22 protein-coding genes and 3 pseudogenes are annotated in these 24592 nt (G+C 70.0%); 10 read left to right on the top strand and 15 right to left on the bottom strand.

The genetic code is table 11. The features are described from left to right. Positions 1 to 14 precede the first annotated feature (14 nt). Together ACIRRY_RS17255 and ACIRRY_RS17250 are read right to left on the bottom strand one after the other, a co-directional pair. A pseudogene (locus ACIRRY_RS17255) lies at positions 15 to 278 on the bottom strand (dioxygenase); the annotation flags it as partial. A 68-nt stretch (positions 279 to 346) separates the two neighbouring features. Beyond that, positions 347 to 478, bottom strand: a pseudogene (locus ACIRRY_RS17250) (helix-turn-helix domain-containing protein); the annotation flags it as partial. A 159-nt stretch (positions 479 to 637) separates the two neighbouring features. On the opposite strand from ACIRRY_RS17250, the pseudogene ACIRRY_RS17245 reads away from it, so the two are divergent. Both ACIRRY_RS17245 and ACIRRY_RS17240 read left to right on the top strand, forming a co-directional pair. Then, positions 638 to 1059, top strand: a pseudogene (locus tag ACIRRY_RS17245) (ATP-binding protein). Between the two features lie 80 nt (positions 1060 to 1139). Then, entirely contained in the window at positions 1140 to 2069 is a 930-nt protein-coding gene (locus ACIRRY_RS17240) for a hypothetical protein (RefSeq protein ID WP_403973080.1), read from the top strand. Between the two features lie 29 nt (positions 2070 to 2098). Here the strand turns inward: ACIRRY_RS17240 and ACIRRY_RS17235 are convergent, their stop codons facing one another. The 3 genes from ACIRRY_RS17235 to aspS all read right to left on the bottom strand — a co-directional run bounded on the left by ACIRRY_RS17235 (position 2099) and on the right by aspS (position 5519). After that, positions 2099 to 2482, bottom strand: coding sequence for a hypothetical protein (locus ACIRRY_RS17235; protein WP_403973077.1), 384 nt, complete (start codon positions 2480 to 2482; stop codon positions 2099 to 2101). Between the two features lie 153 nt (positions 2483 to 2635). After that, the gene (locus tag ACIRRY_RS17230) at positions 2636 to 3601 is read right to left on the bottom strand and encodes an intradiol ring-cleavage dioxygenase (protein ID WP_403973075.1); all 966 of its coding nucleotides are present in this window, start codon (positions 3599 to 3601) and stop codon (positions 2636 to 2638) included. Between the two features lie 154 nt (positions 3602 to 3755). Beyond that, positions 3756 to 5519, bottom strand: coding sequence for an aspartate--tRNA ligase (gene aspS, locus ACIRRY_RS17225; protein WP_403973073.1), 1764 nt, complete (start codon positions 5517 to 5519; stop codon positions 3756 to 3758). A 165-nt stretch (positions 5520 to 5684) separates the two neighbouring features. Between aspS and ACIRRY_RS17220 the strand changes: the two genes are divergently transcribed. Then, positions 5685 to 7865 carry a SpoIIE family protein phosphatase gene (locus tag ACIRRY_RS17220; protein WP_403973071.1) on the top strand — a complete coding sequence of 727 codons (2181 nt, stop codon included), beginning with the start codon at positions 5685 to 5687 and terminating at the stop codon, positions 7863 to 7865. On the opposite strand, the gene ACIRRY_RS17215 is transcribed toward ACIRRY_RS17220, so the two are convergent. The 7 genes from ACIRRY_RS17215 to ACIRRY_RS17185 all read right to left on the bottom strand — a co-directional run bounded on the left by ACIRRY_RS17215 (position 7781) and on the right by ACIRRY_RS17185 (position 15315). Then, positions 7781 to 8881, bottom strand: a complete 1101-nt coding sequence (locus tag ACIRRY_RS17215) for an AI-2E family transporter (protein WP_403973069.1) — start codon at positions 8879 to 8881, stop codon at positions 7781 to 7783. The two genes, ACIRRY_RS17220 and ACIRRY_RS17215, sit on opposite strands and share 85 nt — an antisense overlap. Before the next feature lie 65 nt (positions 8882 to 8946). Then, on the bottom strand, positions 8947 to 9924 hold the full coding sequence (locus tag ACIRRY_RS17210) for a pirin family protein (protein ID WP_403973067.1): 978 nt from the start codon (positions 9922 to 9924) through the stop codon (positions 8947 to 8949). Between the two features lie 130 nt (positions 9925 to 10054). Next, the gene (locus ACIRRY_RS17205; protein WP_403973064.1) at positions 10055 to 10807 is read right to left on the bottom strand and encodes a tryptophan 2,3-dioxygenase family protein; all 753 of its coding nucleotides are present in this window, start codon (positions 10805 to 10807) and stop codon (positions 10055 to 10057) included. Beyond that, positions 10804 to 11853 (bottom strand): diiron oxygenase, encoded by a 1050-nt coding sequence (locus ACIRRY_RS17200; RefSeq protein WP_403973061.1) that lies wholly within the window; start codon positions 11851 to 11853, stop codon positions 10804 to 10806. The genes ACIRRY_RS17205 and ACIRRY_RS17200 overlap by 4 nt, the downstream gene beginning before the upstream one ends. 306 nt (positions 11854 to 12159) lie before the next feature. Beyond that, a complete protein-coding gene (locus tag ACIRRY_RS17195; protein WP_403973059.1) occupies positions 12160 to 13551 on the bottom strand; it encodes an aminotransferase class I/II-fold pyridoxal phosphate-dependent enzyme in 1392 nt (463 codons plus the stop codon). Then, a complete protein-coding gene (locus tag ACIRRY_RS17190; RefSeq protein WP_403973056.1) occupies positions 13548 to 14648 on the bottom strand; it encodes an SDR family oxidoreductase in 1101 nt (366 codons plus the stop codon). Before ACIRRY_RS17190 ends, ACIRRY_RS17195 begins: the two co-directional genes overlap by 4 nt. 184 nt (positions 14649 to 14832) lie before the next feature. Beyond that, positions 14833 to 15315 carry an SseB family protein gene (locus ACIRRY_RS17185; protein WP_403645571.1) on the bottom strand — a complete coding sequence of 161 codons (483 nt, stop codon included), beginning with the start codon at positions 15313 to 15315 and terminating at the stop codon, positions 14833 to 14835. 149 nt (positions 15316 to 15464) lie between these two features. Here ACIRRY_RS17185 and ACIRRY_RS17180 point away from each other — a divergent pair, with 149 nt between their 5' ends. The 5 genes from ACIRRY_RS17180 (at position 15465) to ACIRRY_RS17160 (ending at position 20536) form a co-directional block, all read left to right on the top strand. Further along, a complete protein-coding gene (locus ACIRRY_RS17180; protein WP_403973054.1) occupies positions 15465 to 17291 on the top strand; it encodes an acyl-CoA dehydrogenase in 1827 nt (608 codons plus the stop codon). Between the two features lie 121 nt (positions 17292 to 17412). After that, the gene (locus ACIRRY_RS17175) at positions 17413 to 18708 is read left to right on the top strand and encodes a M18 family aminopeptidase (protein WP_403973052.1); all 1296 of its coding nucleotides are present in this window, start codon (positions 17413 to 17415) and stop codon (positions 18706 to 18708) included. A gap of 116 nt (positions 18709 to 18824) precedes the next feature. After that, a complete protein-coding gene (locus ACIRRY_RS17170) occupies positions 18825 to 19064 on the top strand; it encodes a DUF6458 family protein (RefSeq protein ID WP_266859456.1) in 240 nt (79 codons plus the stop codon). Positions 19065 to 19269: 205 nt separating this feature from the next. Next, positions 19270 to 20328: a glycosyltransferase family 2 protein gene (locus ACIRRY_RS17165; RefSeq protein WP_403973050.1), complete on the top strand. Its 1059-nt coding sequence runs from the start codon at positions 19270 to 19272 to the stop codon at positions 20326 to 20328. Positions 20329 to 20371: 43 nt separating this feature from the next. Further along, positions 20372 to 20536, top strand: coding sequence for a hypothetical protein (locus ACIRRY_RS17160; protein ID WP_200712931.1), 165 nt, complete (start codon positions 20372 to 20374; stop codon positions 20534 to 20536). 28 nt (positions 20537 to 20564) lie between these two features. Here ACIRRY_RS17160 and ACIRRY_RS17155 read toward each other — a convergent pair whose 3' ends face one another. Both ACIRRY_RS17155 and ACIRRY_RS17150 read right to left on the bottom strand, forming a co-directional pair. Further along, positions 20565 to 22457, bottom strand: a complete 1893-nt coding sequence (locus ACIRRY_RS17155) for a thioredoxin-like domain-containing protein (protein WP_403973048.1) — start codon at positions 22455 to 22457, stop codon at positions 20565 to 20567. Between the two features lie 29 nt (positions 22458 to 22486). Beyond that, the gene (locus ACIRRY_RS17150) at positions 22487 to 22939 is read right to left on the bottom strand and encodes an ATP-binding protein (RefSeq protein WP_403973045.1); all 453 of its coding nucleotides are present in this window, start codon (positions 22937 to 22939) and stop codon (positions 22487 to 22489) included. Positions 22940 to 23166: 227 nt separating this feature from the next. Between ACIRRY_RS17150 and ACIRRY_RS17145 the strand changes: the two genes are divergently transcribed. Then, positions 23167 to 24012, top strand: coding sequence for a helix-turn-helix domain-containing protein (locus ACIRRY_RS17145; protein ID WP_403973043.1), 846 nt, complete (start codon positions 23167 to 23169; stop codon positions 24010 to 24012). 10 nt (positions 24013 to 24022) lie between these two features. After that, positions 24023 to 24214, top strand: coding sequence for a DUF397 domain-containing protein (locus tag ACIRRY_RS17140; protein ID WP_403973041.1), 192 nt, complete (start codon positions 24023 to 24025; stop codon positions 24212 to 24214). Here ACIRRY_RS17140 and ACIRRY_RS17135 read toward each other — a convergent pair. After that, the gene (locus tag ACIRRY_RS17135; RefSeq protein ID WP_403973039.1) at positions 24199 to 24585 is read right to left on the bottom strand and encodes a cupin domain-containing protein; all 387 of its coding nucleotides are present in this window, start codon (positions 24583 to 24585) and stop codon (positions 24199 to 24201) included. The genes ACIRRY_RS17140 and ACIRRY_RS17135 overlap by 16 nt on opposite strands. Positions 24586 to 24592 lie beyond the last annotated feature (7 nt).

Raw genomic sequence — 24592 nt, 5'->3', positions numbered from 1 at the left:
CGCGCTCGGCTGGGGTCGATCACCTTGAGAGCAAGGGTGAGCGGAATACCCTCCTCGTCCTCGGTGATGTCCTGCCGGATCTTGTCGGCGTCGATGTAGTACGGCCCCTCGGTAGTCTCCGAGGTGAGCGTGTAGCACGCATCGCCACCGCTGGCCGTGCCCTTCGCGGCCCCGGGGGAGTTCACCCCGTCCGCGAACGCACTCGCGGCGAGCCCTCCCCCCACACCCACCGCGGCGACGGCGGCTCCGCCGGCGACGACGACCGTGCGTCGGGTCAAGTCCCGCTTGTGCGCGGGGATTGCTTACCCGATTGTTCCGGCGACTGGTTGGCTGTTTCGTTTCCCGGACTCATCTGGGCTGGGGCCACACTCAGCAGTCCCGCCGCTTCTCGGGACGACAGGCCAGCCGTCTCGCGTAGCTTCCTCAGCTCAGCACCGAGGCAGAGTTGGCGAGCGGTCGGCTGAATCCTCGCGGGCATGCGGCTCCAAATCCCCAGCATTGCGGGCTTCGAACAGTGATGCGACGCACACCCTGCGGAACACCGGGACCCCGGAAGCGCATCGCCCCGCCATGCCATGCCGGCCGCGACAAGCCACCGCCGACCCGCCAACTCCCCCTCCCTGACCAGGAGTCACGTATGCCCGAAACCGAAGAGCCGGCCGCGCCTTGGGAATACACCCTCACCATCCCCACGACCTCCGCGCCGTCACCGTCTGCCGCCGTACCCTCCGCCTGATCCTGACGATGCACGGACTCATCGGCCTGGTCGACACCGCCGAACTCCTGGCAACGGAGCTGGTCTCCAACGCCGTACGCCACACGAAGGGCCCCGTGATCCTCCGGGTCTCCTGGAAACCCGGCACCCTCCGCATCGGCGCCTGGGACGCCAACCCCGAACCCCCGCAACCACCAATGGAGTTGAACCAGTTCCTGGACCTGGAGGAGGGCCGCGGGCTCGCCCTCGTCAAAGCCTGCGCGAACCAATGGGGCTGGCAGCCGCTGTCCAGGAACGGTCACCGGGGCAAGTACGTCTGGCGCGAACTCGGCGGCGCGGCCTGAACGTTTCTCCGCCCCTCGAAAGAGTGAACGTCCCCAAATCCGCCGGACAGCCCGGTCCTTGATCCACCTAGGTTGCGCACATGGTCACATCAACCCACGAGGCGACCCACCGGCTCTTCCAGGAGCATCCGGAGGCCCTCACTCTCGTCTTCGAGTCACTGGGCATCCCACCGCCCGCGAAGTCGGACTTCGGCACGATCACACCCGACGCCACCGAAATCCGGCCCCTGGAACGCCGGGTGGACACGGTGCTCAAGTTCGAACCCGCCATGGGAGAGAGCTTCCTGCTCGCCATCGAGTCCCAGACCAAGAAGGACCCGGACAAGGCGAAGAGCTGGGCCTACTACGTGGCGCACCTCAGCGCGAGGTACGACATGCCGGTGCTGCTAGTGGCCGTATGCCGGGACCGGCCGACGGCGAAGTGGGCAGCCGGTCCCTTCGAGTGCGGCGTCGGTCCGTGGACGACCCAGGTCACACGCCCGTTCGTGCTGGGACCAGGCACCGTCCCGGTGATCACCGACGAGTCGACGGTGACCCAGCAGCCGGCGCTCTCCGTGCTCTCGGCGATCGTTCATAGCGATGACCGCAGAGCGCCCGCCATACTGGAAGCGATGGTCCGTGGACTCCTGTCCTTCGATCCAGACACCACGGCGTACTGGTTCGAGGTTTTGGAAGTAGGCCTGGAGAACACTCCGGCCAAGGAGAAATGGAGAGAGCTGATGTCGAACGTCATCACCCACTTCCCGGGCCACGGGACGATCTACGAGGAGAAGTACCTGGAGGGGAAGGCCGAAGGCAAGACCGAGGATCGCGCCTCGCTGATCCTGCGGGTGCTGGAGAAGCACGGCATCGACGTCCCCGACGACATCCGTGAGCGCATCACCTCCTGCACCGACCTCGACACCCTCACCCTCTGGTTCGACCGTTCCCTGACGGCGTCCACGGCGGAAGAACTGTTCGTCGAGACCCCCGAGGCTTCCCAGCCCCCATCCGTCACCGACCAGGTCTGACGACTCGAAGCAGCACAGCCCGACCAGGCCTACGCCGCCGAGTCCGCCAGTACCGGCCCGCTCCCCAGCGCCGCCCGTGCCGTGGCGATGTGGGCCAGGCCCTCCCGGGCGAGCCTCGTCGCCTGGGCGTATTCGTCCGCCGTGTGGGCCGCGGAGAGTTGGGTGCCTGCCGCCCGGTGGCATTCCGCGGCGGCCGTCAGCGCCCGCGTCGCCGTTTCGTCCGCTCCCGCCCAGATCCTCGCCTCGGGGACCGACAGGCTCGCGCCGAGCCGCAGTACCCAGCCGCTGGCCTCGACCTCCGCGTCCAGGTCGGACAGGTCGGACCCGCCCCGCGCCCCTTGCGCGCGCCGCAGGAGGACGACGGCGGACGCCGCCCCGGCGATCAACAGCAGTGCGAGCACGATGTATCCCATCGCTTCCTCCCGGCGTTCACGTGGTGCGCGGCCGGGCGGTTCCGACCTCGTACGTCCATGACACGCCCTGCCTCTGTGCAGGCACATCGATATTCCTGTGTGTCCGCTGCGAGGTTTCCATGGCGGGTGGGACGTACGAGGCCGGTGTGTTCGTCAGCCCGCCGTGGCCGACGGTGACGCCGAAGGCGAGGGGCCCGGGCCGCCCTCCCCCTCGTTCGTCTCGTCCGGTGCCACCGCCAGCGTCAGCCGCGCCCGCACCCCCCGCGCGATCCGCCGCCTGTCGTACTTGAGGTACAGCAGGCCGCCCTCGTGGCCGTTCTGGGGATAGATCCCGTCCTCGGTGAGCGTCGTGCGGGTCGCCGTGTTCGAGACGTACGGCTCCAGGACCGCCGTCGCCAGGACCGACTTCTCGTCGAAGAACAGCTGGCCCGTGTGGCAGGTGTGGCCGCCCTCGTAGCCCGCGTCCGTCCACTCGCCGTCGACGTGCACCTTGACGTGGATGTGAACGCAACGGCCCTGGTACCAGCCGGGGAACACCGTCCTGAAGGTGACCTGGCCATGGCGGTCCGTGTGCCAGGTGCCGCGCAGGAAGCGGTCGTCGTCGGTCGGTTCCTGGTGGCCTCCGCCGCCACCGGGCGGCGGGCCACCCGTCGGGGTGCCGGTGGGGGTATCGGTCGGGGTGCCCGACGGCGGCGCGCCCGTCGGGGCCGGGCCGCCGCCCCCGCCCGCCTCGTAGCCGGAGTAGACGCCGGTCGCGTTGCAGTGCCAGATGTCCACGGCCGCGTTGCGGAGCGGTCTGCACGTGTCCGCGTCGATCACCTTCAGGGACAGGGTGAGCGGGATGCCCTCCTGGTCCTCAGTGACGTCGCGGCGGATCTTGTCGGCGTCGATGTAGTAGGGGCCCTCGGTCAGCTCCGAGGTGAGTGTGTAGCAGGCCTCGGGCGACCCGGTCGCGCCGGCCGGGGCGCGCTCTTCCGCCGAGGCGCTCACCGACAGCGCTCCGGCCGCGCCCACCGCCGTCACCGCCACACCGCCGGCCACCAGGACCGTACGGCGCGCCAACTGTCCCCTGTCCTCGGGGACTTCAGAATCCATGGGGGGTACTCGGGAATCCGTCATGCCGGGGACGCTAGGGGCGCCCGACATGACATGAACATGAGAATGCGCTGTGAATCCTGTGCGTAAGCGAAAGGGCTCGAAACCGATGCCGGTTCCGAGCCCCAACTCCCTGACGTCTCAGCTGCCTGACGTCCCAACTACCGCCGTTCGCCCACTACTTCGGCTGCGGCTTCCGCACCGACAGATGCAGCTCCCGCAGACGCGTCTCGTCCAGCTCCGTCGGCGCGCCCATCATCAGGTCCTGCGCGTTGCCGTTGAGGGGGAACGCGATCGTCTCGCGGATGTTCGGCTCCTCCGCGAGCAGCATGACGATGCGGTCGACGCCGGGGGCGATCCCCCCGTGCGGCGGGGCGCCGAAGCGGAACGCGCGCAGCATGCCGGCGAACTGCTCCTCGACGGTGTCACGGTCGTAGCCCGCGATCTCGAAGGCCTTGAGCATGATCTCGGGCTCGTGGTTCCGGATCGCGCCGGAGGAGAGCTCGACGCCGTTGCAGACGATGTCGTACTGCCAGCCCAGGATGTCCAGCGGGTCCTGGGTCTCCAGGGCCTCCAGGCCGCCCTGCGGCATCGAGAACGGGTTGTGCGAGAAGTCGATCTTCCCGGTCTCCTCGTCCTTCTCGTACATCGGGAAGTCGACGATCCAGCAGAAGCGGAAGACGCCCTCTTCGAAGTGCCCGGCGCGCTTCGCGGCTTCCACCCGCACCGCGCCCATGATCTTCGAGACCTCTTCGAACTCGCCCGCGCCGAAGAACACCGCGTGGCCGGGGGCCAGCGACAGTCGCTTCGTCAGCTCCGCGATGTTCTCCTCCGTGAGGAACTTCGCGATCGGGCCCGTCAGCGAACCGTCCTCGGTCACGCGGACCCAGGCCAGGCCCTTCGCGCCGAGGGTGACCGCGAAGTCTCCGAGCTGGTCGAAGAACTTGCGGGACTGCGACGCCACGTCCGGTACCGGCAGCGCGCGCACGTGCTGGCCGGCGAAGGCCTTGAACTCCGAGCCCTCGAACACGTCCGTGATGTCGGTGAGTTCGAGCTTCGCGCGCAGGTCAGGCTTGTCGGAGCCGTACTTCACCATCGACTCGCGGAACGGGATGCGCGGGAAGGGCGAGGTGACCGGCTGGCCGCCGCCGAACTCCTCGAACAGCTCCGTCATGAGCTTCTCGATCGGCTGGAAGACGTCCTCCTGCTCTACGAAGCTCATCTCCACGTCGAGCTGGTAGAACTCGCCCGGCGAGCGGTCCGCGCGCGCGTCCTCGTCGCGGAAGCAGGGCGCGATCTGGAAGTAGCGGTCGAAGCCGGAGATCATCAGCAGCTGCTTGAACTGCTGCGGTGCCTGCGGAAGGGCGTAGAACTTGCCCGGGTTCAGGCGGGAGGGGACCACGAAGTCGCGCGCGCCCTCGGGGGAGGTCGCGGAGAGGATCGGGGTGGCCATCTCGTTGAAGCCGAGGGCGACCATCTTCGAGCGGATCGAGGCGATCACCGAGGACCGCAGCATGATGTTGCGGTGCATGCGCTCGCGGCGCAGGTCCAGGAAGCGGTACTCCAGGCGCCGCTCCTCGTTGACCCCGTCCTCGGTGTTGATCGTGAAGGGGAGCGGGGCGGCGGCACCGAGCAGCTCGACCTCGCCGACCTCGACCTCGACCTCACCGGTCGGCAGATCCGGGTTCACGTTGTCCGTGCCCCGGGAGACGACCTTGCCGTCGACGCGGACCGTCGACTCCTTGGTGACCTTGTCGAGGGCCTCGTACGCGGGCGTGCCGGGGCGGGCGACGAGCTGCGTGATGCCGTAGTGATCGCGCAGATCGATGAAGAGGATGCCGCCCAGGTCGCGCCGATTGTGCAGCCAGCCACTCAGCCGGACGTCGGTGCCGACGTCAGAGGCGCGGAGCTCGCCGCAGCTGTGGGACCTGTACCGATGCATCGTCGTTCATCCAGCCTTCGCGGATCGGGGAGTGTTTCACGTGAAACGTCCGGGGCCGGAGCCCGGACGTCCCAAGGGTACCGGCCACCCACAGATCGCCTCCCCACCATTAACTACGGGCTCCCTCGGTGGCACGGTTCGATCTCCTCTTCTTACAGTGGGGCCATGCGCACTGGTGAGCCCCTGCCCGCCGTGGGGGAGGTACTCGCCGCCCTCGCGACCGGTCTGTGGCATTGGGACACCGCCTCGGAGCTGGTCACGGTGGACGCCGAGGCCGCACGGCTCCTCGGGCTGCCCGCCGAGCCGACCACCCTCACGGAGGCTCAGACCCGGGCCCGACTCCACCCCGTCGACTGGAACGAGATCGCCGGGGTCGTCGGGCTGGCCGTCGCCGAGGACACCCTCGCCGAGGTCCGGGTCCGGATCATGGACGAGCGGGGCCGGGTGATCCGTACCGTCCGCAGCCGTTCCAAGCCGTCCTACGACCCCGAGACCCGGTCGTTCGAGCTGATCGGCACCCTCCAGGAGGTCGCCGAGCCCACACCCGGCACACCGGCCGGGCGGACGGCGGTCACCGGTGACTGGCGGCGCTCCCGCGAGGCGTTCCTGCTGGACGCGGGCCGCGCGCTGGCGGAGGCGCGGTCCACGGCGGAGGTGCTGCGGGTCGCGGCGGGCCTGTCGATGCCGGGCTTCTCACCGGACGGCCTCGCCGTGTTCGGCGTATCGGGCGACCGCCTCACGATCGTCGGCCATCACGGGCACCAGCCGGGCGACGAGGACCCGTTCTCGCACATGTCCACGGTGACCGACTACCCGGCCGCCGAGGTCGTCCGGACGGGCCGTGCCGTCTATCTGTCCACGCCCGACCAGTACAAGGACCGCTACCCGGTCACCTGGCCGCTCGCCCAGCACTTCCACCGGCAGTCCTGGGCGTTCCTGCCGCTGACCGTCGCCGGACGCACGATGGGCGCCTGGATGGCCGCCTTCACCCACCCGGTGGCCTTCACGCCCGACGAGCGGTCCGTCCTCACCACGGTCGCCCGGATGCTCGCACAGGCCCTGTCCCGCGCCGGGGTCGCCGAGTCCGAGCGCGAGCTGACGGACGGACTCCAGCGCTCGATGCTGCCCACGCTGGGCCCGGAGATCCCGGGCATGAGCGTCGCCGCCCGCTACATCCCGACCGGCGGCGGGCTCCAGGTCGGCGGCGACTGGTACGACATGATTCCGCTGCCCAACGGAAGGATCGCGCTGGTCATCGGGGACGTCCAGGGGCACGACGTGCGCGCCGCCGGGCTGATGGGGCAGCTCCGGATCGCCCTGCGTGCCTACGCCTCCGAGGGACACCGGCCCGACGCGGTACTGTCCCGCGCCTCGCGCTTCCTGCACGGCATCACCAACGGTGACGCGGAGAAGGCCGACCCGCGCTTCGCGACCTGCCTGTACGCCGAGGCCGATCCGGCGACGGGCGTCCTGGAGATCGCCCGGGCGGGCCATCCCGACCCGGCGATACGCATGGCGGACGGGACGGTGCTGACGCGGCCCACGGCGGGCGGTCTGCCGCTCGGCATCGACCCGGACGCCGACTATCCGACGACCATGTTCGCCCTGGAGCCCGGCGAGACCATGCTGATCTGCACGGACGGGCTGATCGAGACCGGCGGCCACGACCTGGAGACGGGCTGGCAGCGCATCCGGACGATCCTGGAGGGACACAAGGGCGACCTGGAAGAACTCGCCGACGCGCTCGTCCAGGCCGTCCACGGGCCCTCCTCGCACCACACCACCGGCCCGCTCGTGGACCGCCGCGAGGACGACATCGCCGTACTGCTGCTGTCCCGGGAGGGCGAGAGCTGCGGCTGCGGCGACACGACGAACGTCCCGCCGACGGTCCGCCGTACGGTGCTCACGGTCGCGCAGGCCGAGCCCGAGCGGATCGCGGTGGCCCGGCAGCAACTGCGCGAACTCCTCCACGACTGGACGACCGCCGACCAGGTCGACTCGGCGGTCCTGCTCGTCTCCGAGATGCTGACCAACGTCCTCGTGCACACCGACGCCGACGCCCTGCTGACCGCCGAAGTGACCGGCGACAGCGGTGAGCGGCGGATGCGGGTCGAGGTCACGGACGCAGGCGACGACCTCCCGCACAAGCGGCACCCCGGTGAACTGGCGTCCTCCGGGCGCGGGTTGCTCCTGATCGAGCTCCTCGCCGAGACCTGGGGCGTGGACCCGAGGGGCGAGGGCAAGAGCATCTGGTTCGAGCTCTACGAGTCCGACGGGGACGGCTCGGGGGACGCGAACGGTGACGGCCCGGGCGGGGTCTCGGAGTTCGGGTCCTGGGACGCGTAACGCTCCCGTAGTTCGTGCACGACACCGAAGGCGGCGGCGGTCAGCGGTACGGCGAGCAGCATGCCGAGGATGCCGGCCACGGACGCCCCAGCGGTGATCGCGATCATCACGACCGCCGGATGCATCTGCACGGTCCGGCTCTGGATCATCGGCTGGAGGACGTGCCCCTCCAGGACCTGTACGGCGAGGACGACCCCCAGAGCCCACAGTCCGATGACGACACCCCGGTCGGCGAGTGCGACCAGCACGGCGACGGCCCCGGAGAGGAACGCGCCGAGGTACGGGATGTACGCGCCGACGAAGACGAGTGCGGCCAGGCCGAACGCGCCCGGCACGTCCAGTACGAGCAGCCCGATGCCGATGCACAGCGCGTCGATGAGGGCGATGACGGTGGTCCCGCGCATGAAGCCCTCGACGCCCTCGAAGGCACGGCGGGCCATGGCCTCGACGAGGTCGCCGGTGCCGTGCGGGGCGAACGAGCGCAACAGTCCCGTGGCGAGGTGGGAGTCGCGGAGGAAGAAGAAGACGAGCAGCAGCGCCAGAACGGCCATGGCGATGGTCTCGCCGACGACACTGACCCCGCTGATGACGTTCGAGGCGGCCGTCCCGCCGAACTTGGTGAGCAGTTCCTTGGCGTTGGACGCGAGGTCGTCCAGTGAGGTGCCGGCGGCCCCGAAGTGGTCGGAGAGGGAGTTCGCCGCGTCCTTGAGCGAGGCCACGATCTGGTCCCCGGTGTCGATCAGCGCGGCGACCACGATGTACACGGCCCCGCCGACGACGGCGACGACCGCGACACAGGTGATCCCGGCGGCCACCGACCGGTTCACGTGCGCCGTCACCAGCCGCCGGTACAGCGGCCCGAGCAGCGCGGTGCCGAGCAGCGCGAGCAGCACGGGCGTCACGGCGGTCCGCAGTTCGGAGCAGAGCCGGATCCCGACGTAACCGACCCCGCAGACCAGCAGAATGACGGCACACCAGGCGGCGAGCCGTCGTACGGGAACGGGGAGGAGCTGCACGCTCCCACCCGATCACGCGACAGGCGGTCCGTCCCGTCGGGACGGACCGCCTGGGTGACGGCGGGTCAGGACTGCGGGCCGCCGCCGGTCATGCCGTGCACGGCGGGGATGGTGCCCAGCCGGCCCTTCTGGAAGTCCTCGAAGGCCTGCTGGAGTTCCTCGCGGGTGTTCATGACGAACGGGCCGTAGTGCGCCATCGGCTCGCGGATCGGCTGACCGCCGAGGATGGCGACCTCGAGGTCCGGGGTGTTCCCGTCCTGCTGCTCGTCCGCGCGGACGGTCAGGGACGAACCCGCGCCGAGGACGGCGGTCTGGCCCACGTGGATCGGGCGGCGGTCGGCGCCGACCGAACCCTTGCCCGCCAGGACGTAGACGAGGCTGTTGAAGTCCTCGCGCCAGGGCAGGTTGATCTCCGCGCCCGGCGCCACGGTGGCGTGGATCATCGTGATCGGGGTGTGTGTGATGCCGGGGCCCTGGTGGCCGTCCAGCTCACCGGCGATGACCCGCAGGAGCGCGCCCCCGTCGGGAGTCGTCAGCAACTGCACCTGGCCGCCGCGGATGTCCTGGTAGCGCGGGGCCATCATCTTGTCCTTGGCGGGCAGGTTGACCCAGAGCTGAAGCCCGTGGAAGAGACCGCCGGACACGACCAGCGACTCCGGCGGCGCCTCGATGTGCAGCAGGCCCGCGCCCGCCGTCATCCACTGGGTGTCGCCGTTGGTGATGGTGCCGCCACCGCCGTTGGAGTCCTGGTGGTCGAAGACGCCGTCGATGATGTAGGTGACGGTCTCGAAGCCGCGGTGGGGGTGCCAGGGGGTGCCCTTGGGCTCGCCCGGCGCGTACTCCACCTCGCCCATCTGGTCCATCATGATGAACGGGTCGAGGTGGCGGTAGTTGATCCCGGCGAACGCGCGGCGCACCGGGAAGCCCTCACCCTCGAAACCGCTCGGCGCGGTGCTGACGGCGAGCACGGGACGAGCCACGGCGTCTGCGGGCGCGGCCACGCGGGGCAGGGTCAGCGGGTTCTCTACGGTCACTGCAGGCATGTCGGGACCTCCTTGTGCGTCGAGTTTAGTTGAGCGTTGAACTTTCTGCTACCCCACAACAGAAGAAGCCCGGAGGACATTCCCTCCGGACTTCCGCCCGACTCACCCGCACAGCGGACGTATCAGGGGCTCACAGCACGGCGCCCCGAGCCTCCCACAACCGGGGGAAGAACCGTTCCTCGCTACGGCTCCGCAGGTACGCGGCACCCGAACTCCCCGCCGTACCCCGCTCCCCGCCGAGTTGCCGCTCCACGACCCGGACGTGCCGGGCCCGCCAGCGCGCCCACCCCTCGTCGTGGCCCAGCAGCGCGTCCGCGAGCTCGCCCAGGGGGCCCTCACCGCGGAAGGCCGCGGTCCGGACCACGCCCGGGTGGCCCGCCAGCGCCGCGAGGTAGCCGTCCCACAGGGTGGGTTCCAGCAGGCGGCGGTCCAGGCAGGCCCGTTCGGCGCGGGTCAGCCAGCGCATGCGGCGGGGGCGGTTCCGGTGGGCGGAGTGGGCGGGGTCGCGGTGGGCCGAGAGCGCCTCGATCTCGTGGAACTGGGCGGACTGGCCGCCGCTGGCGGTGCCGAGCGCGCCGCGGAACTCCCGGAAGTCGCGCGGCGCCATCGTGTCCAGCGGCTCCAGTGTGCCGAGCAGCGCCCGCTCGATCTCGTGGCAGCGGCGCAGTCGTCGTAGCGCTACGGCGTTCTCGCCCGTCAGCATCCGGTCGCGGGCGTCCGTGAGCTCGACGAGGAGCTGCTTGAACCAGAGTTCGTGGACCTGGTGCACGGTGATGAACAGATGCTCGTCGTGCGCGGCGGCGGCCTGCGGCAACTGCTGGCCGAGGAGCTGCGGCAGCCGCAGATACGTGCCGTAGGTGAGGCTCGTGGTGGTCGGGTTCACGGGGTCTCCTCGTGGCCGTCGCCGAGGCCGTGGCACTCGCCGAAGTCGTGGCCGCAGCCCAAGCCGTGACCGTCTCCGAAGTCGTGGCCGTCGCCGAGGCCGTGGGCGGCGAAGTGCTCGCGGGCGCCGGGGAGTTCGAAGACGCCGACGGTCGCGCAGAGCCGTAGCGTCGAGCGGGCGGTCTCGTTCAGGCGGCGGGGGTCGGGGCCGGCCGCGCAGCAGTCGGCGGCGACCCGGCGCGCGGTGTCCGGGTCGAGGCCGGCCAGCCGCAGGGAGGCGCGGACGGGGGCGAGGTCCCAGGTCAGGGCGGTGCGGATCAGTTCGGGCAGGGCGTGTGCGGCGGCGGTGCGGTCGGGGGCCGAGAGGTGGGTCCACACCTCTCGGAAGAGGGCGGAGAAGAAACGGTGATGGCGGCCCTCGTCGCGGGCGTGGTCGCGCAGCAGGTCGCGGACCACGCGGACGACGCTGTCGTCGCCCGGTACCTCGTTCAGCACGGCCGTGATCAGCGTCTCGAACACCACCGCCTGGAGGAGTCCGGCGAGCGCGGGCGCGGCGGGCAGCGCGCGGTGCGCGGCGCTGCGCAGCCGGTCGACGAAGCCGCCGTAGTCCTGGTCCGGTATCGCGATGCCCGTCACGGCGGCGATCTGGTCGGCGAGGTCGAGGCTGTAGAGGGCGTGGTAGCCCTCGTCGCAGTAGACCTTGAAGGCGTCCGGGCGGAGGTCGGCGGGCAGGTCGAGTCCGGTACGGCCGTTGGCCACGGCTTCGGCGGCCGTGTTGACGACCCGGGTCTCCAGGTGGGTCGTCGACAGCAGGAACTGGTAGAGGTGCCGCACGGTCAGCTCGCGCAGCCGCTCGGGCGGCAGTTCGCGTACGGCGTCATGTCCGGCGTACGGGACCAGGGCGACCGGGAAGAAGACCTTGCCGCGCTCGGTGTCCTCGTGGAACATCCGGCGGACGCCGGTGCGGACGCCTGCCTGCTCGTACCAGCGGTCGAGGGGGCCGGGCGGGTGTGGGTGGGGGGTGTTGGCGCTGTTGGGGGTTGTCACGGGGGGGGGCTCCCTTCTTGGTGAGCGGGTGGGGTGGGTTGGGGCGGGGGCTCTGCCGGGAAGGGGGTCGTGTCGGGCGGGGCTCGTGGGGGCAATCGGCGGCGTCCTGCGTCGGCAGACCGCGACTGAGCCGGTCGGAGTGGGGACTCCGCCGCGAGGGCGGTCGTGCCGGGCGGGTCCCCTGGGGTGCGGTCAGGGCATCGGTGGGGCGCACAAGGTGCGTGTGGTGTATGGGGTGTGTGTGGTGTACGGGGTGCGTGTGGTGCTCCCCTCCGGATGAGCAGCCGGGCCGGTTGGAGCGGGAACTCACTCACCAGGCCCCCCTTCACCACGGCTGTGTCCGGTGAGCCCCGCCGGTGCGATCGCGTGGCATCTCGTGTCGTCGTGAGGCTCACGGAGTGTGCGGAGTACATGAGGCGCATGGAACGCATGGGGTGTATGGGGTGTATGGGGTGTATGGGGTGCGCGGGGTGTTCCGCTCGGGTTGAGGAGGCGGCCGAGCCGGGCCAGGGCCTCCTCCACCAGGGCCGCGTCGAGTGAGTGGCAGATGCGGAACCAGCCGGGGCGCGGGGCGTGGAAGGCCTCGCCGGGCAGGATGCTGACGTGGGTGCGGTCGAGGATCTCCTGCCAGAGCGCGCGTTCTCCGGCGAAGCCGGGGCGGGGCAGCCAGGCGGCCAGGTCGGCCCAGACCGAGCAGCCGGCCTGCGCGGGGGCGTACGGGATGCCGTGGCCGTCCAGGAGCGCGGCGGCCCGGGTGTACGAGGTGCCGAGGCGGCGCCGGTTCTCGGCGAGGAAGGCGTGCACGCGCGCGGGGTCGGCCAGTAACCGGGTGAGGTGGGCCTGGGTGTGGGTGGAGACGGGCGCGAAGTAGGCGAGGGCGCGGGCCGCGTCCCGGATCTCCGGGTCGGTGGTGTGCAGCACGCCCGCCTTGAGCCCGGGCAGCCCGAAGTCCTTGGCGAAACCCCACACGGTGTGGACGCGGGCGGGGTCGGCGGCGACCGTCCGCAACCCGGTGAAGGGCAGCGGCCCGAACACCGACCCCGCGTAGATCTCGTCGGCGACGACGTCCACACCGTGATGGGCCGCCACCACGGCCAACTCCCTTAATTCGGCGGCCGGATGGACAGCTCCGGTCGGATTCGCGGGCGACGCGAGCGCTACGGCCCGTACGTCCACGCCGTCACGCCGCGCCTCGGCGAGCGTCCGGTCCACGGAGGCTACGGAGAGCCCGTGGCCGTCCGCTACGTCGGGCGGGGCGAGCAGCAGCCGAGCGCCGGAACGGCCGCCGAGGTCGGTGTCGAGGGCTCCGTAGCAGGGCGCGGGCACGACGATCGCCTCACCGGGGTCGCAGAGCGCGGTCGCGACCACGTCGAGGGCCGCGGTCGCCCCCGCCACGGCGACCAGATCCTCGGGGTCGACGGCCCGACCGCCCGTCGAGCTGAGATGCCGTGCGATGTGCTCACGCAGTTCGGGGGTCCCGTACAGGGGCGCGTAACGGGTCTCGCGCGCCGTCAGCGGCGGTGGCGGCAACTCGCCGTGCAGGTCCTGGACGAGCCGGTTCTCGGCGGTACCGAGATTGAGCCAACCGTCGGGACGCAGGCTGGGGTGGTAGGGCAGCGCCTCGGCACGGAAGTGGGCCTCGGCGATGGCGGGCGAACCGGAGACGAGGCGGGCGGCTTGGCGGGAGATCGAGGTCACCCCTCCACCCCCGCACCCTCCACCACCCCACCGAGCAACCCCGGCCGCACCCCCAGCCCCATCGACGCGTCGATCACCGCGCCGTGCAGCAGACCGGCACCCGGGCCCGCCAGCCACCACACCAGTTCCGCTATTTCCTCGGGGCGGATCAACCGGCCGCCGGGCAGGGCGGATTGGAGGGCGGTGCGGCGGGACGGGGTGAGGCCCGCGAGGGTGCTGGCCTCGAACATGGGGGTGTCCACGGCGCCGGGGCAGATCGCGAGGACGTCGACGGGGTCGTGGACCAGTTCCGCGGCGAGGTGGCGGGTGAGATACGCGAGGGCCGCCTTGCTCATGCCGTCCGCGACCCGGAAACCCGGGAACTGCGCGACGCCCCCGCCGACACTGGCGACGTTGACGATCGTGCCCCGGCCGCGCGCCCGCATGCCCGGCAGCAGCTGTTCACTGAGCCAGAGCGGTCCCACCGCGTTGATCTGGAGGAACGCGGCGTCCTGCGCGTGACCGGGCCCGGGGACGTACTGCTCGACCGTCTTCGAGCCGACCGCCGCGTTGTTGATCAGGATGTCGACCGGTCCCGGCAGTTCCGCGACCAGGCGTTCGTGATCGGACCACTCACCCTGCCGGAACTCGAAGGCCCTGGGTGCGTAGCGGCGGCCGTCCCCCGGTCCCGCAGGGCCTGCCGGTCCAGTCGGAACCGCAGACCCCGACGGGGCCGCAGATTCGGACGGTCCTCCCGAGCCTCCCGGTCCCGCCGATCCCGCCGGACCCGAAGAACCTCCCGGTCCCCTCAGTCCCGCCGAGCCCGCCAGACCTCCGGGCCCCCATGATCCGGCTGATTCCGCCAGACCCGCCGAGCCCGTCAACCCCGCAGACCGCGCCGATCCCTCCTGCCCCCGTGGCCCCGCCAACTCCCCCGATCCCGCAAGCTCCCCGGGTCCCCCCAGCCCCGCCAACTCCGCCACCAGCCGAGCCGCCCGCTCCCGCCCCGAGTGATACGTGAACCAGACATGATCACCCCCGCGCACGAACCGCCGCACGCACGCCTGCCCGATCCCCGCCGAGCCGCCTGTGATCAGTACGTTCCGTGTCGCCGCCATGCGGGCCCCCGTCGGTGTGCCGTGTCCGCTCTCTGACGGAACCGCACACTTCCAGCCACCCGGGGCACACCCCCGCCGCGCCGGTAACACCGCCGACTTCTCGTCGGATCGCGCCCCGCACTTCAGCGACTAGGCCATCGAGTCACTGATCGAGCTGATCAACCGATCAACCGAGCCGGGCTGCTCAGCCGTACATCCTGCGCATCGCGAACTCCACCATCTGCTCGACCGCCTTCGCGTCGAACACCATCCGGTGCTCGCCCTCCATGTCGACGACGAAGCCGTACCCCGTCGGCAGCAGGTCGATGACCTCGGCACCGGTGATCACGAAGTACTTGGACTCCTTGCCGGCGTAGCGGCGCAGCTCCTTCAGCGAGGTGAACATCGGGATCACCGGCTGCTGGGTGTTGTGGAGCGCGAGGAAGCCCGGGTTGTCGCCGCGCGGGCAGTACACCTTGGACGTCGCGAAGACCTGCTGGAAGTCCTCCGCGGCCATCTGCCCGGTGGTGAACGCGCGTACCGCGTCCGCCAGCGAGGGCGGGGACGGCTCGGGGTAGAGCGGCGGCTGCTGGCCGTAGCCGCCCACGCCACCGGCCATCTGCTGCTGGGGCGGGACATACCCCTGCTGGGCCGCGCCCCCATCCATGGTCGGGCCGTATCCATACATGCGAGCAAGAGTACTGAGTCACAGATGGACGGCTTGGGGTTGCTTCTTATTACCGACGGGTAGCATCATCGTAGTTATTGCTTGCTACTGCTTGGTACACATCTCGCGTACGCATCTCGTTGTACATATCTCTCTACGGAGTCGTCGCCATGGGGCACTACAAGTCGAATCTCCGCGACATCGAGTTCAACCTCTTCGAGGTCCTCGGGCGCGACAAGCTGTACGGCACCGGTCCCTTCGCGGAGATGGACACGGACACCGCCAAGAGCGTCCTGGAGGAGCTGACCCGGCTCGCGGAGAACGAGCTCGCGGAGTCCTTCGCCGACGCCGACCGCAACCCGCCGGTCTTCGACCCGAAGACGAACACCGCGCCCGTCCCGGCCTCCTTCAAGAAGAGCTACAAGGCCTTCATGGAGTCCGAGTACTGGCGGCTGGGCCTCCCCGAGGCCATCGGCGGTACGACGGCTCCGCCCTCCCTGATCTGGTCGTACGCGGAGCTGATCCTCGGCGCGAACCCGGCCGTGTGGATGTACTGCTCCGGTCCGGCCTTCGCCGGGATCCTCTACGACGAGGGCAACGACGTACAGAAGAAGATCGCGCAGCTCGCGGTGGAGCGGACCTGGGGGTCCACCATGGTGCTGACCGAGCCGGACGCCGGTTCCGATGTCGGCGCGGGGCGGACCAAGGCCGTCCAGCAGGACGACGGCTCCTGGCACATCGAAGGCGTCAAGCGCTTCATCACGTCCGGTGAGCACGACATGGAGGAGAACATCCTTCACTACGTGCTCGCGCGGCCGGAGGGCCACGGCCCCGGCACCAAGGGCCTCTCCCTCTTCCTCGTGCCGAAGTTCCTCTTCGACGTCGAGACCGGCGAGCTGGGCGAGCGCAACGGCGTCTACGCCACCAACGTCGAGCACAAGATGGGCCTCAAGGCGTCCAACACCTGCGAGATGACCTTCGGCGACCGCCACCCCGCCAAGGGCTGGCTGATCGGCGACAAGCACGACGGCATCCGCCAGATGTTCCGGATCATCGAGTTCGCTCGCATGATGGTCGGCACGAAGGCCATCTCGACGCTGTCGACCGGCTACCTCAACGCTCTTGAGTACGCCAAGGAGCGCGTCCAGGGTCCCGACCTCGCGCAGTTCATGGACAAGGCCGCGCCCAAGGTCACCATCACGCACCACCCGGACGTGCGCCGCTCGCTGATCACGCAGAAGGCGTACGCTGAGGGCATGCGCGCGCTCGTGCTGTACACCGCCTCGGTCCAGGACACGATCGCCGTCAAGGAGGCCGAGGGCGAGGACACGTCCACCGAGCACGCGCTCAACGACCTCCTCCTGCCGATCGTCAAGGGCTACGGCTCCGAGAAGGGCTACGAGCAGCTCGCCCAGTCGCTCCAGACCTTCGGCGGCTCCGGGTTCCTCCAGGAGTACCCGATCGAGCAGTACATCCGGGACGCCAAGATCGACACCCTGTACGAGGGCACGACCGCCATCCAGGGCCAGGACTTCTTCTTCCGGAAGATCGTCCGCAACCAGGGCAGCGCCCTCAACTCCCTCGCCGAGGACATCAAGGAGTTCCTCGCGCTGGGGACGGGCGGCGAGGACCTGGCCGGTGCCCGTGAGCACCTCGCCAAGGCGGCCGTCGAGCTGGAGGCCATCGTCGGCCTGATGCTGACCGACCTCGCGGCGACCGAAGAGGACGTCAAGAACATCTACAAGGTGGGCCTCAACACCACCCGCCTGCTGCTCGCCTCCGGCGACGTCGTCGTCGGCTACCTGCTCCTCAAGGGTGCCGCGGTCGCCGTCGAGAAACTGGAGACGGCCTCCGCCAAGGACCGTGCCTTCTACACCGGCAAGATCGCGGCCGCGAAGTTCTTCGCGGGCAACGTTCTGCCGGGCGTGACCCTGGCCCGCAAGGTCGCCGAGGGCGTAGAACTGGACCTGATGGAGCTGGACGAGGCAGCCTTCTAGACAAGCCCCCGACACGTTCCAGGACAACACCGGTACAGCTTCGCGAATCCCCACATCGCCCTTGTGAGGGCCCGCTCCCACCCCCGGGAGCGGGCCCTCGTACGTCGTTAAGGTGAACCCCATGAGCGCACCCATCCGCTTCGACCGCGGCCACACCGACGATCTGATGTCCTTCCTGGCGGCCAGTCCCACGCCGTACCACGCCGTGGCGAACACCGCCGAGCGGCTGGAGAAGGCCGGATTCAGGCAGGTCGCCGAGACGGACGCCTGGGAGGGGACGACCGGCGGCAAGTACGTGCTGCGCGGTGGCGCGATCGTGGCCTGGTACGTCCCCGAGGGCGCGGCCCCACACACCCCCTTCCGCATCGTCGGCGCGCACACCGACTCCCCGAACCTGCGGGTCAAGCCGCGCCCCGACACCGGCGGGCACGGCTGGCGCCAGGTCGCCGTCGAGATCTACGGCGGGCCGCTGCTCAACTCCTGGCTCGACCGCGACCTCGGTCTGGCCGGCCGGCTGACCCTGCGGGACGGTTCGACGCGGCTGGTGAACGTGGACCGGCCGCTGCTCCGGGTGCCCCAACTCGCCATCCACCTGGACCGTTCCGTGTCGGCGGACGGACTCAAGCTGGACAAGCAGCGCCACCTCCAGCCGATCTGGGGCCTGGGCGACGACGTCCGCGACGGCGATCTGATCGCCTTCCTGGAGGAGGAGTCGGAGCTCGCGCCGGGCGAGGTCACCGGCTGGGACCTGATGACCCACTCCGTGGAGGCGCCCGCCTACCTGGGCCGCGACCAGGAGCTGGTGGCCGCTCCGCGCATGGACAACCTGCTGTCCCTGCACTCCGGCGCCGCCGCGCTCGCCTCCGCCGCCGCCCGCGAGAACCTGCCGTACATCCCCGTGCTGGCCGGTTTCGACCACGAGGAGAACGGCTCGCAGTCCGACACGGGCGCGGACGGCCCGCTGCTCGGGGGGATCCTGGAGCGCTCGGTGTTCGCGCGCGGCGGCTCGTACGAGGACCGGGCCCGTGCCTTCGCCGGGACCGTCTGCCTGTCCTCCGACACGGGTCACGCGGTGCACCCCAACTACGCGGAGCGGCACGACCCGACGCACCATCCGCGCGTCAACGGCGGCCCGATCCTCAAGGTCAACGTCAACAACCGCTACGCCACGGACGGTTCGGGCCGCGCGGTGTTCGCCGCGGCCTGCGAGAAGGCCGGCGTGCCCTTCCAGACCTTCGTCTCCAACAACTCCATGCCCTGCGGCACGACGATCGGCCCGATCACCGCGGCCCGCCACGGAATCAAGACCGTCGACATCGGCGTGGCCATCCTCTCGATGCACAGCGCCCGCGAACTCTGCGGCGACCGCGACCCGTTCCTGCTGGCCAACGCGCTGGTGGCGTTCCTGGAGGGTTAGCCAACTCCCGCCTGGCTCATGGGTGTTGTCCCGCTCGGCGCATGGGTGTTGGTTCCCCGGGTACCCGGGGTGCGGACCGGGACGACCGGCCCGGACAGCACAGGGAGGCGACACTCATGGGCCTGGGCGGATGCATCATCCTCATCGCCGTCGGCGCGATTCTGACGTTCGCGACCGACTGGCACATGCAGGGGGTCAATCTCGACCTGGTCGGCGTGATCCTCATGGTCGTCGGGCTGATCGGCGTCGTGACGTTCAGCAGCATGGCCCGGCGCCGGCGCGTGGTGATACCGGGTCAGACGACCGTCGTCGAGGACGACGAGTCGCGCGGCTACCGCGGCGGATACGGCGCGTGAGCCACACCTTCGCAGGCGGATAGGTGGGCGTACCCCGCACACGCGCCGAATCGCCCGCACAGGACATACACAGTCAACCGTGAGCAATCCGTGACGCTGGGCGCATTGTGCGGTTGTGTGAACCTCGTGAAGACTTCGTGCAGTTGAGGGCCCGGGGAGAGGCAGCCCCGGGCCCGTCTCACGATCTTCGCGGGGGGCTGCTGCCGTGCTCGAACCACGGCTGGTGGTACTCATCCCGGCCCACAACGAAGCGGACCGCATCGGCGCCGCGATCGAGGGCCTGTGGCGCCAGACCCGCAAGCCCGACCTGATCGTCGTCGTCACCGACAACTGCACCGACGACACGGCCGAGGTCGCCGCCTCGCACGGCGCGGACATCTTCGCCACCCGGGGCAACACCCACAAGAAGGCCGGCGCCCTCAACCAGGCCATCGACTGGGTCCTGCCCCACCTCGACGAGCGCGACCTCCTCCTCGTCCAGGACGCCGACACGATCCTCAACCCCTGGTTCAGCGAGACCGCGATGGCCACCTTCAACCGCAAGGTCGGCGCCGTCGGCGGAGTCTTCTACGGCGAGAAGGGCGGCGGACTCCTCGGCCTGCTCCAGCGCATGGAGTTCCAGCGCTACGCCTGGGAACTGGACCGCACCGGCGGCAAGGCCCAGGTCCTCACCGGCACCGGCACCATGTTCCGGGCCCGCGTCCTGCGCGAGGTGCGGGACGCCCGCCACTCGGGCCGCATCGGCGGCGGCGACGGCTACTACAGCCTCGCCTCCCTCACCGAGGACGACGAGATGACCAAGGCGGTCAAGACCCTCGGCTACCGCGCCATGTCCCCGGCGGGCTGCGCGGTCACCACCGAGGTCATGACCAGCCTCCCCAAACTCTGGCACCAGCGCCTGCGCTGGCAGCGCGGCGCCCTGGAGAACCTCCGCGACTACGGCTGGACACGTGTCACCGCCCGCTACTTCCTCCAGCAGTTCCTGATGGGCTTCGGCGCCCTGTCCTTCCTGATCTACCTGACCTTCATGGCGACCTACACGACGGTCTACGGCTTCCCCGGCCTCTCCCCGTTCTGGACCGCCATCGGCCTGATCTTCGTGGTCGAGAAAACCGTCTCGGTCCGCCGCGCGGGCCCCGTCGCGGTCCTGGTCGCCGCGCTGATGATCCCCGAGATGCTCTACGACCTCTTCCAGCACGCCGTCTACTTCACCTCCCTGTGGGGCCTGGTCCGCCGCAGCGAGGAGAGGTGGGTGGCCACCTAGGCCCATCCCCCACATCACTTCACGTCCGCAAGGAGAAACGTTTATGTACGGAAGAGTTGTCGGCGCCGGCACGACCGGCGCCGGTGGTGCCACCCTGGCCGCGACGGGCCTGTGGCTGAACAGCATGGCGATGATGGTGGCGGCGACGACGCTGGTGGCGGCGGGGATGGCGGTGTACAAGCTGGCGCCGCGGGCGCGGCGACGGTAGCCCTTTGCTGTGCTGCTGATCCCTCGTTTCAGGCGTCCTGGTCGGGCTGGTCCTCCCGGTCGTCCATGCCGGCCAGGACGAGGGGGAGGCGGTCCGTCGCGCCCTCGGTGAGGCGGACCGGGACGCCCCAGTCCTGCTGGTGGACATGGCAGGCCGGGAACTCGTTGGACGGATCGTCGTCGCAGGACGCGGCCATCGCGGAGATGTGCAACACGCCTTCCGCGACAGCCTCGTTGAGGGTGAGGGTGCGGTTCAGGTCCGTGCCCGCGCCCTCGCCGGCGAGGAGCAGTTCGGGTGGGGTGGCGGAGACGAGGAGCCTGGTCGAGGGGCCGATGGGGGTCCCCCCGCGCGAGTCTGTTCGAGCGTGGGGGAGGATGTCGAGTTTCTGGCCCGCAGGGGCCTGGAAGATGACGTCCAACTTCAGCTCGCCTGGGGCGACTTCGGTGGCCGCGCGCCGGGTGCGATGGGCGACGGACTCGACGCGCACCGCCTCTTCCGGCAACCGTAGGCGGGTCAGTCGGTGCCGGGCCGACTCGACGACCAGGATCTCGTCACCGACGAGCACGGCGTCGCTCGGCTCCCTCAAGTCCGTGGCCAGCGTGGTGACTTCGCCGGTCGCGGGGTCGTAGCGGCGCAGTGCGTGGTTGTACGTGTCGCTGATCGCCACCGAGCCGTCCGGGAGCGCGGTGACGCCCAACGGGTGCTGGAGCAGCGCCTGTTCGGCGGTTCCGTCACGATGCCCGAAGTCGAAGAGTCCGGTGCCGACGGCGGTGTGGACGGCGCCGTCCAGGTCCACCCAGCGCAGGGCGGACGTCTCGGAGTCGGCCAGCCACAGCCGGTCGGCGGTCGCGGCGAGCCCCGAGGGCTGCGCGAACCAGGCCTCGGCGCCGGGCCCGTCGACGAGCCCCTCGTTGGTGGTGCCGGCGGTGACGGAGACCGTGTCCGTGACGGGGTCGTAGGCCCAGAGCTGATGCACACCGGCCATGGCGATCCACACCTTGCCCTGCCACCAGGCCACGTCCCAGGGGGAGGAGAGGCTGACCTCGCGGGCGGGACCCGAGGTGGGCTCGCCCTGCATCCACTGACGGCCGGTGCCCGCGAGGGTGGTCACGGCACCCGTGGTGAGGTCGAGGCGCCGCAGGGCGTGATTCACGGTGTCGGCGACAACGACGGACCCGTCCTCGCCGAGGGCGAGCCCCTGCGGTTCGTTGAAGGCCGCGGAGTCGGCGGTCCCGTCACCGAACCCCCGCGCCCCGGAACCGATCCGCCGTACGACGCTCTCCCCGTCGGCCGCCAGCTCGACGAGTTGATGCCGGGTGGTGTCGCTGACCAGGAAGGTGCCGCCGGGGAGGGCGATCGCCTTGCCGGGGAAGCGCAGCACGGTGGGCTCGGGCTCCGGGGCCACATAAGGCCCGTCCCCGCGCCGGAGCGTCCCCTTCGCCGCGTGCTCGGTCTCCAGCTCCGCCACCAGCCGCTCGATGGCGTGCGCGTGCCCCTCGCCCGCGTGCTGCGCGACGACGTACCCCTCGGGGTCGATCACGACGAGCGTCGGCCACGCGCGCACGGCGTACTGCTTCCAGGTGGCCAACTCCGGGTCGTCGAGCACCGGATGCTCCACCCCGTACCGCTCCACGGCGTCGACGACCGCCTGATGCTCGGCCTCGTGCACGAACTTCGGTGAGTGCACGCCGATGATCACCACCGTGTCCCGGTGCTTCTCCTCCAGCTCCCGCAGCTCGTCGAGAACATGCAGGCAGTTGATGCAGCAGAAGGTCCAGAAATCCAGAATGACGATGCGTCCCCGCAGGTCGGCGAGGGTGTACTGCTTGTCACCCGTGTTCAGCCAGCCGCCCTTGCCGGTGAGCTGGGGGGCGCGGATTCGGGCGCGGCGGGGAGTCGGGGCCGGGGATGCGTCGGTCATGAAACAAGAGTGCCACCCATCGCTGACAGTCACCTCGCCGGGCGTCGTACGGGCTTGTCCACGGGCAGGGCTGCGGGCAGGTCGAACCACACCGCCTTGCCCTCCGGGTGCGGCTGGCCGCCGTAGGGGATGTCCGGGCCGTGGCCCCAGTGGCCCTCGGTGACGTTGTCCACGAGATACAGGCCTCGACCGCCGGTGCGCTCCGTCGCGTCCGTCGTGAGTTCCCTTATCACCGGCGGGTTCTCGTCGCCGTCGTACACCACGACCCGCAGCCGTCCCTCCTCCACCGCCAGCCACAACACCGTGCCGTCACCGCCCTTCGCGTGGACGCAGGCGTTGGTGACGAGTTCGGAGGTGCACAGGATCGCGTCGTCGATCATGTTGCTGTCCAGGTCCAGGGTGCCCAGGACGGTGGCGACGAAGTCGCGGGCGATGTGCGGGGAGGTGTCGAGGGGTGGGCAGATGAGGGTGTACGAGGGCATGGGGCATCAACTCCGGTGGGGTGAGGGGGGTTTGTGCGAGCCCGGGCTCGTTGCTGTCCGGCGCCCCGGTGTCGATGGTCGGGGTGGCGCTTCCAACGAGCGGTGGGCGTGCGGGAGTTGCGGATGGGTGACCAGTTGGGCACCCTCCGTGAGATACGTTACGACCATAGCGGCTCAGCCTGATACGGCTCAAGCGGTATTGAATAATTGCCCTGAAGGAGGACGCCATGCCACCAAGGCCCACCCCCACCGCGCGTCAAGCGAGACTGGGCGCGGAGCTGCGTCGACTGCGGGAGGCCGCCGGCATCGAGTCGCGAGACGCCGCCGCGTTCCTGGGCGTGAACCAGACCCAGATCAGTCACATCGAGTCAGGCCGGTTCGGCATCAGCGAGGAGCGGTTGCGCAGGCTGGTCGAGTTCTACGAGTGCGGCGATCATCGACTCATCGATGCGCTGGCCGAGATGGCGAATCCGAGCAGTAAGGGCTGGTGGATGGAGTACCGAGGTGTTCTGGCACCCGGAGCGCTCGACATCGCCGAGTTGGAACACCACGCGTCGTACGTCCGCACCTTCCAGGTCGTACATATCCCGGGAATCCTCCAAACCGAGGATCACGTACGCGCGGCCTCGGTCTTCGTGCAACCAGACCTTCCGGACGCCGGGCGAGAGGCTCGCGTCATGTTCCGGATGCAGCGCCAGCAGGTGCTCGACTCAGAGACGCCGTATGACGTGATCATCCATGAAGCCGCTCTGCGCATGCGTGTTGGCGGCCCGAAGGTCACCCGCGCCCAGCTTGACCATCTCGCGCGAGCAACCGAGCGGACGAACGTCACGATCCGCGCGATCCCGTTCACCACGGACGGTTTCGCGGGCTCAGGACACTCCATGCAGTACGTCGGCGGAGCCGTCGCACAATTGAACACCGTGCAGCTCGACTCGGCGCACGGGTCCGTCTTCCTCGACGCTCCCGCTCAACTGGGTCGCTACCAGGCCCGTTTGGCACGCATCGAGGGCGCTGCCCTCACCCAGGGCGCCTCCCTCGACCTCATCCGCCGCATCGCCCAGGAACTGTGAAAGGCCACCGATGTCCCCCACTCTCCACTGGCACAAGTCGTCCTACTCGGGGGGCGGCGAGGACGAGGACTGCCTGGAGATAGCCGCCACCCTCACCACCCTCCACCTCCGCGAGAGCGACGAGCCCACCACGCTCCTCTCACCCACCCCCACCACCCTGAACTCCCTACTCACCGCCCTGAAGGGTCAGTTCAAGGTGTGACCCGTCGTCGCGTCCACATGCGCCGGGATCTCCTCATGCTGGTCGCCGACCGTGAGCGTGCCGGTCGGTTCGAGGAGGAGGATCTCCGTGGGGATCGGGGCGTACGGCTTGTGTTCCGTGCCGCGGGGGACCGTGAAGACGGAGCCCTTGGGGAGGACGACCGTGCGCTCCCCCGCCGACTCGCGAAGCGCGATGTGCAACTCGCCCTCCAGGACCAGGAAGAACTCGTCGGTGTGGTCGTGGGTGTGCCAGAGGTGTTCGCCCTCGACCTTCGCGACGCGTACGTCGTAGTCGTTGACGGTGGTGACGATGCGGGGGCTCCACCGGTCGGTGAAGGAGGCGAGGGCGGCAGCTAGCGCGATGGGTTCCATGAGGTCA

The organism is Streptomyces sp. NPDC101776 (genome assembly GCF_044766845.1).
In the GTDB taxonomy this organism is placed as follows: Bacteria; Actinomycetota; Actinomycetes; order Streptomycetales; family Streptomycetaceae; genus Streptomyces.
Note: the sequence above shows the minus strand (reverse complement) of the source record. Positions and strands in the feature narration are given on the sequence as shown.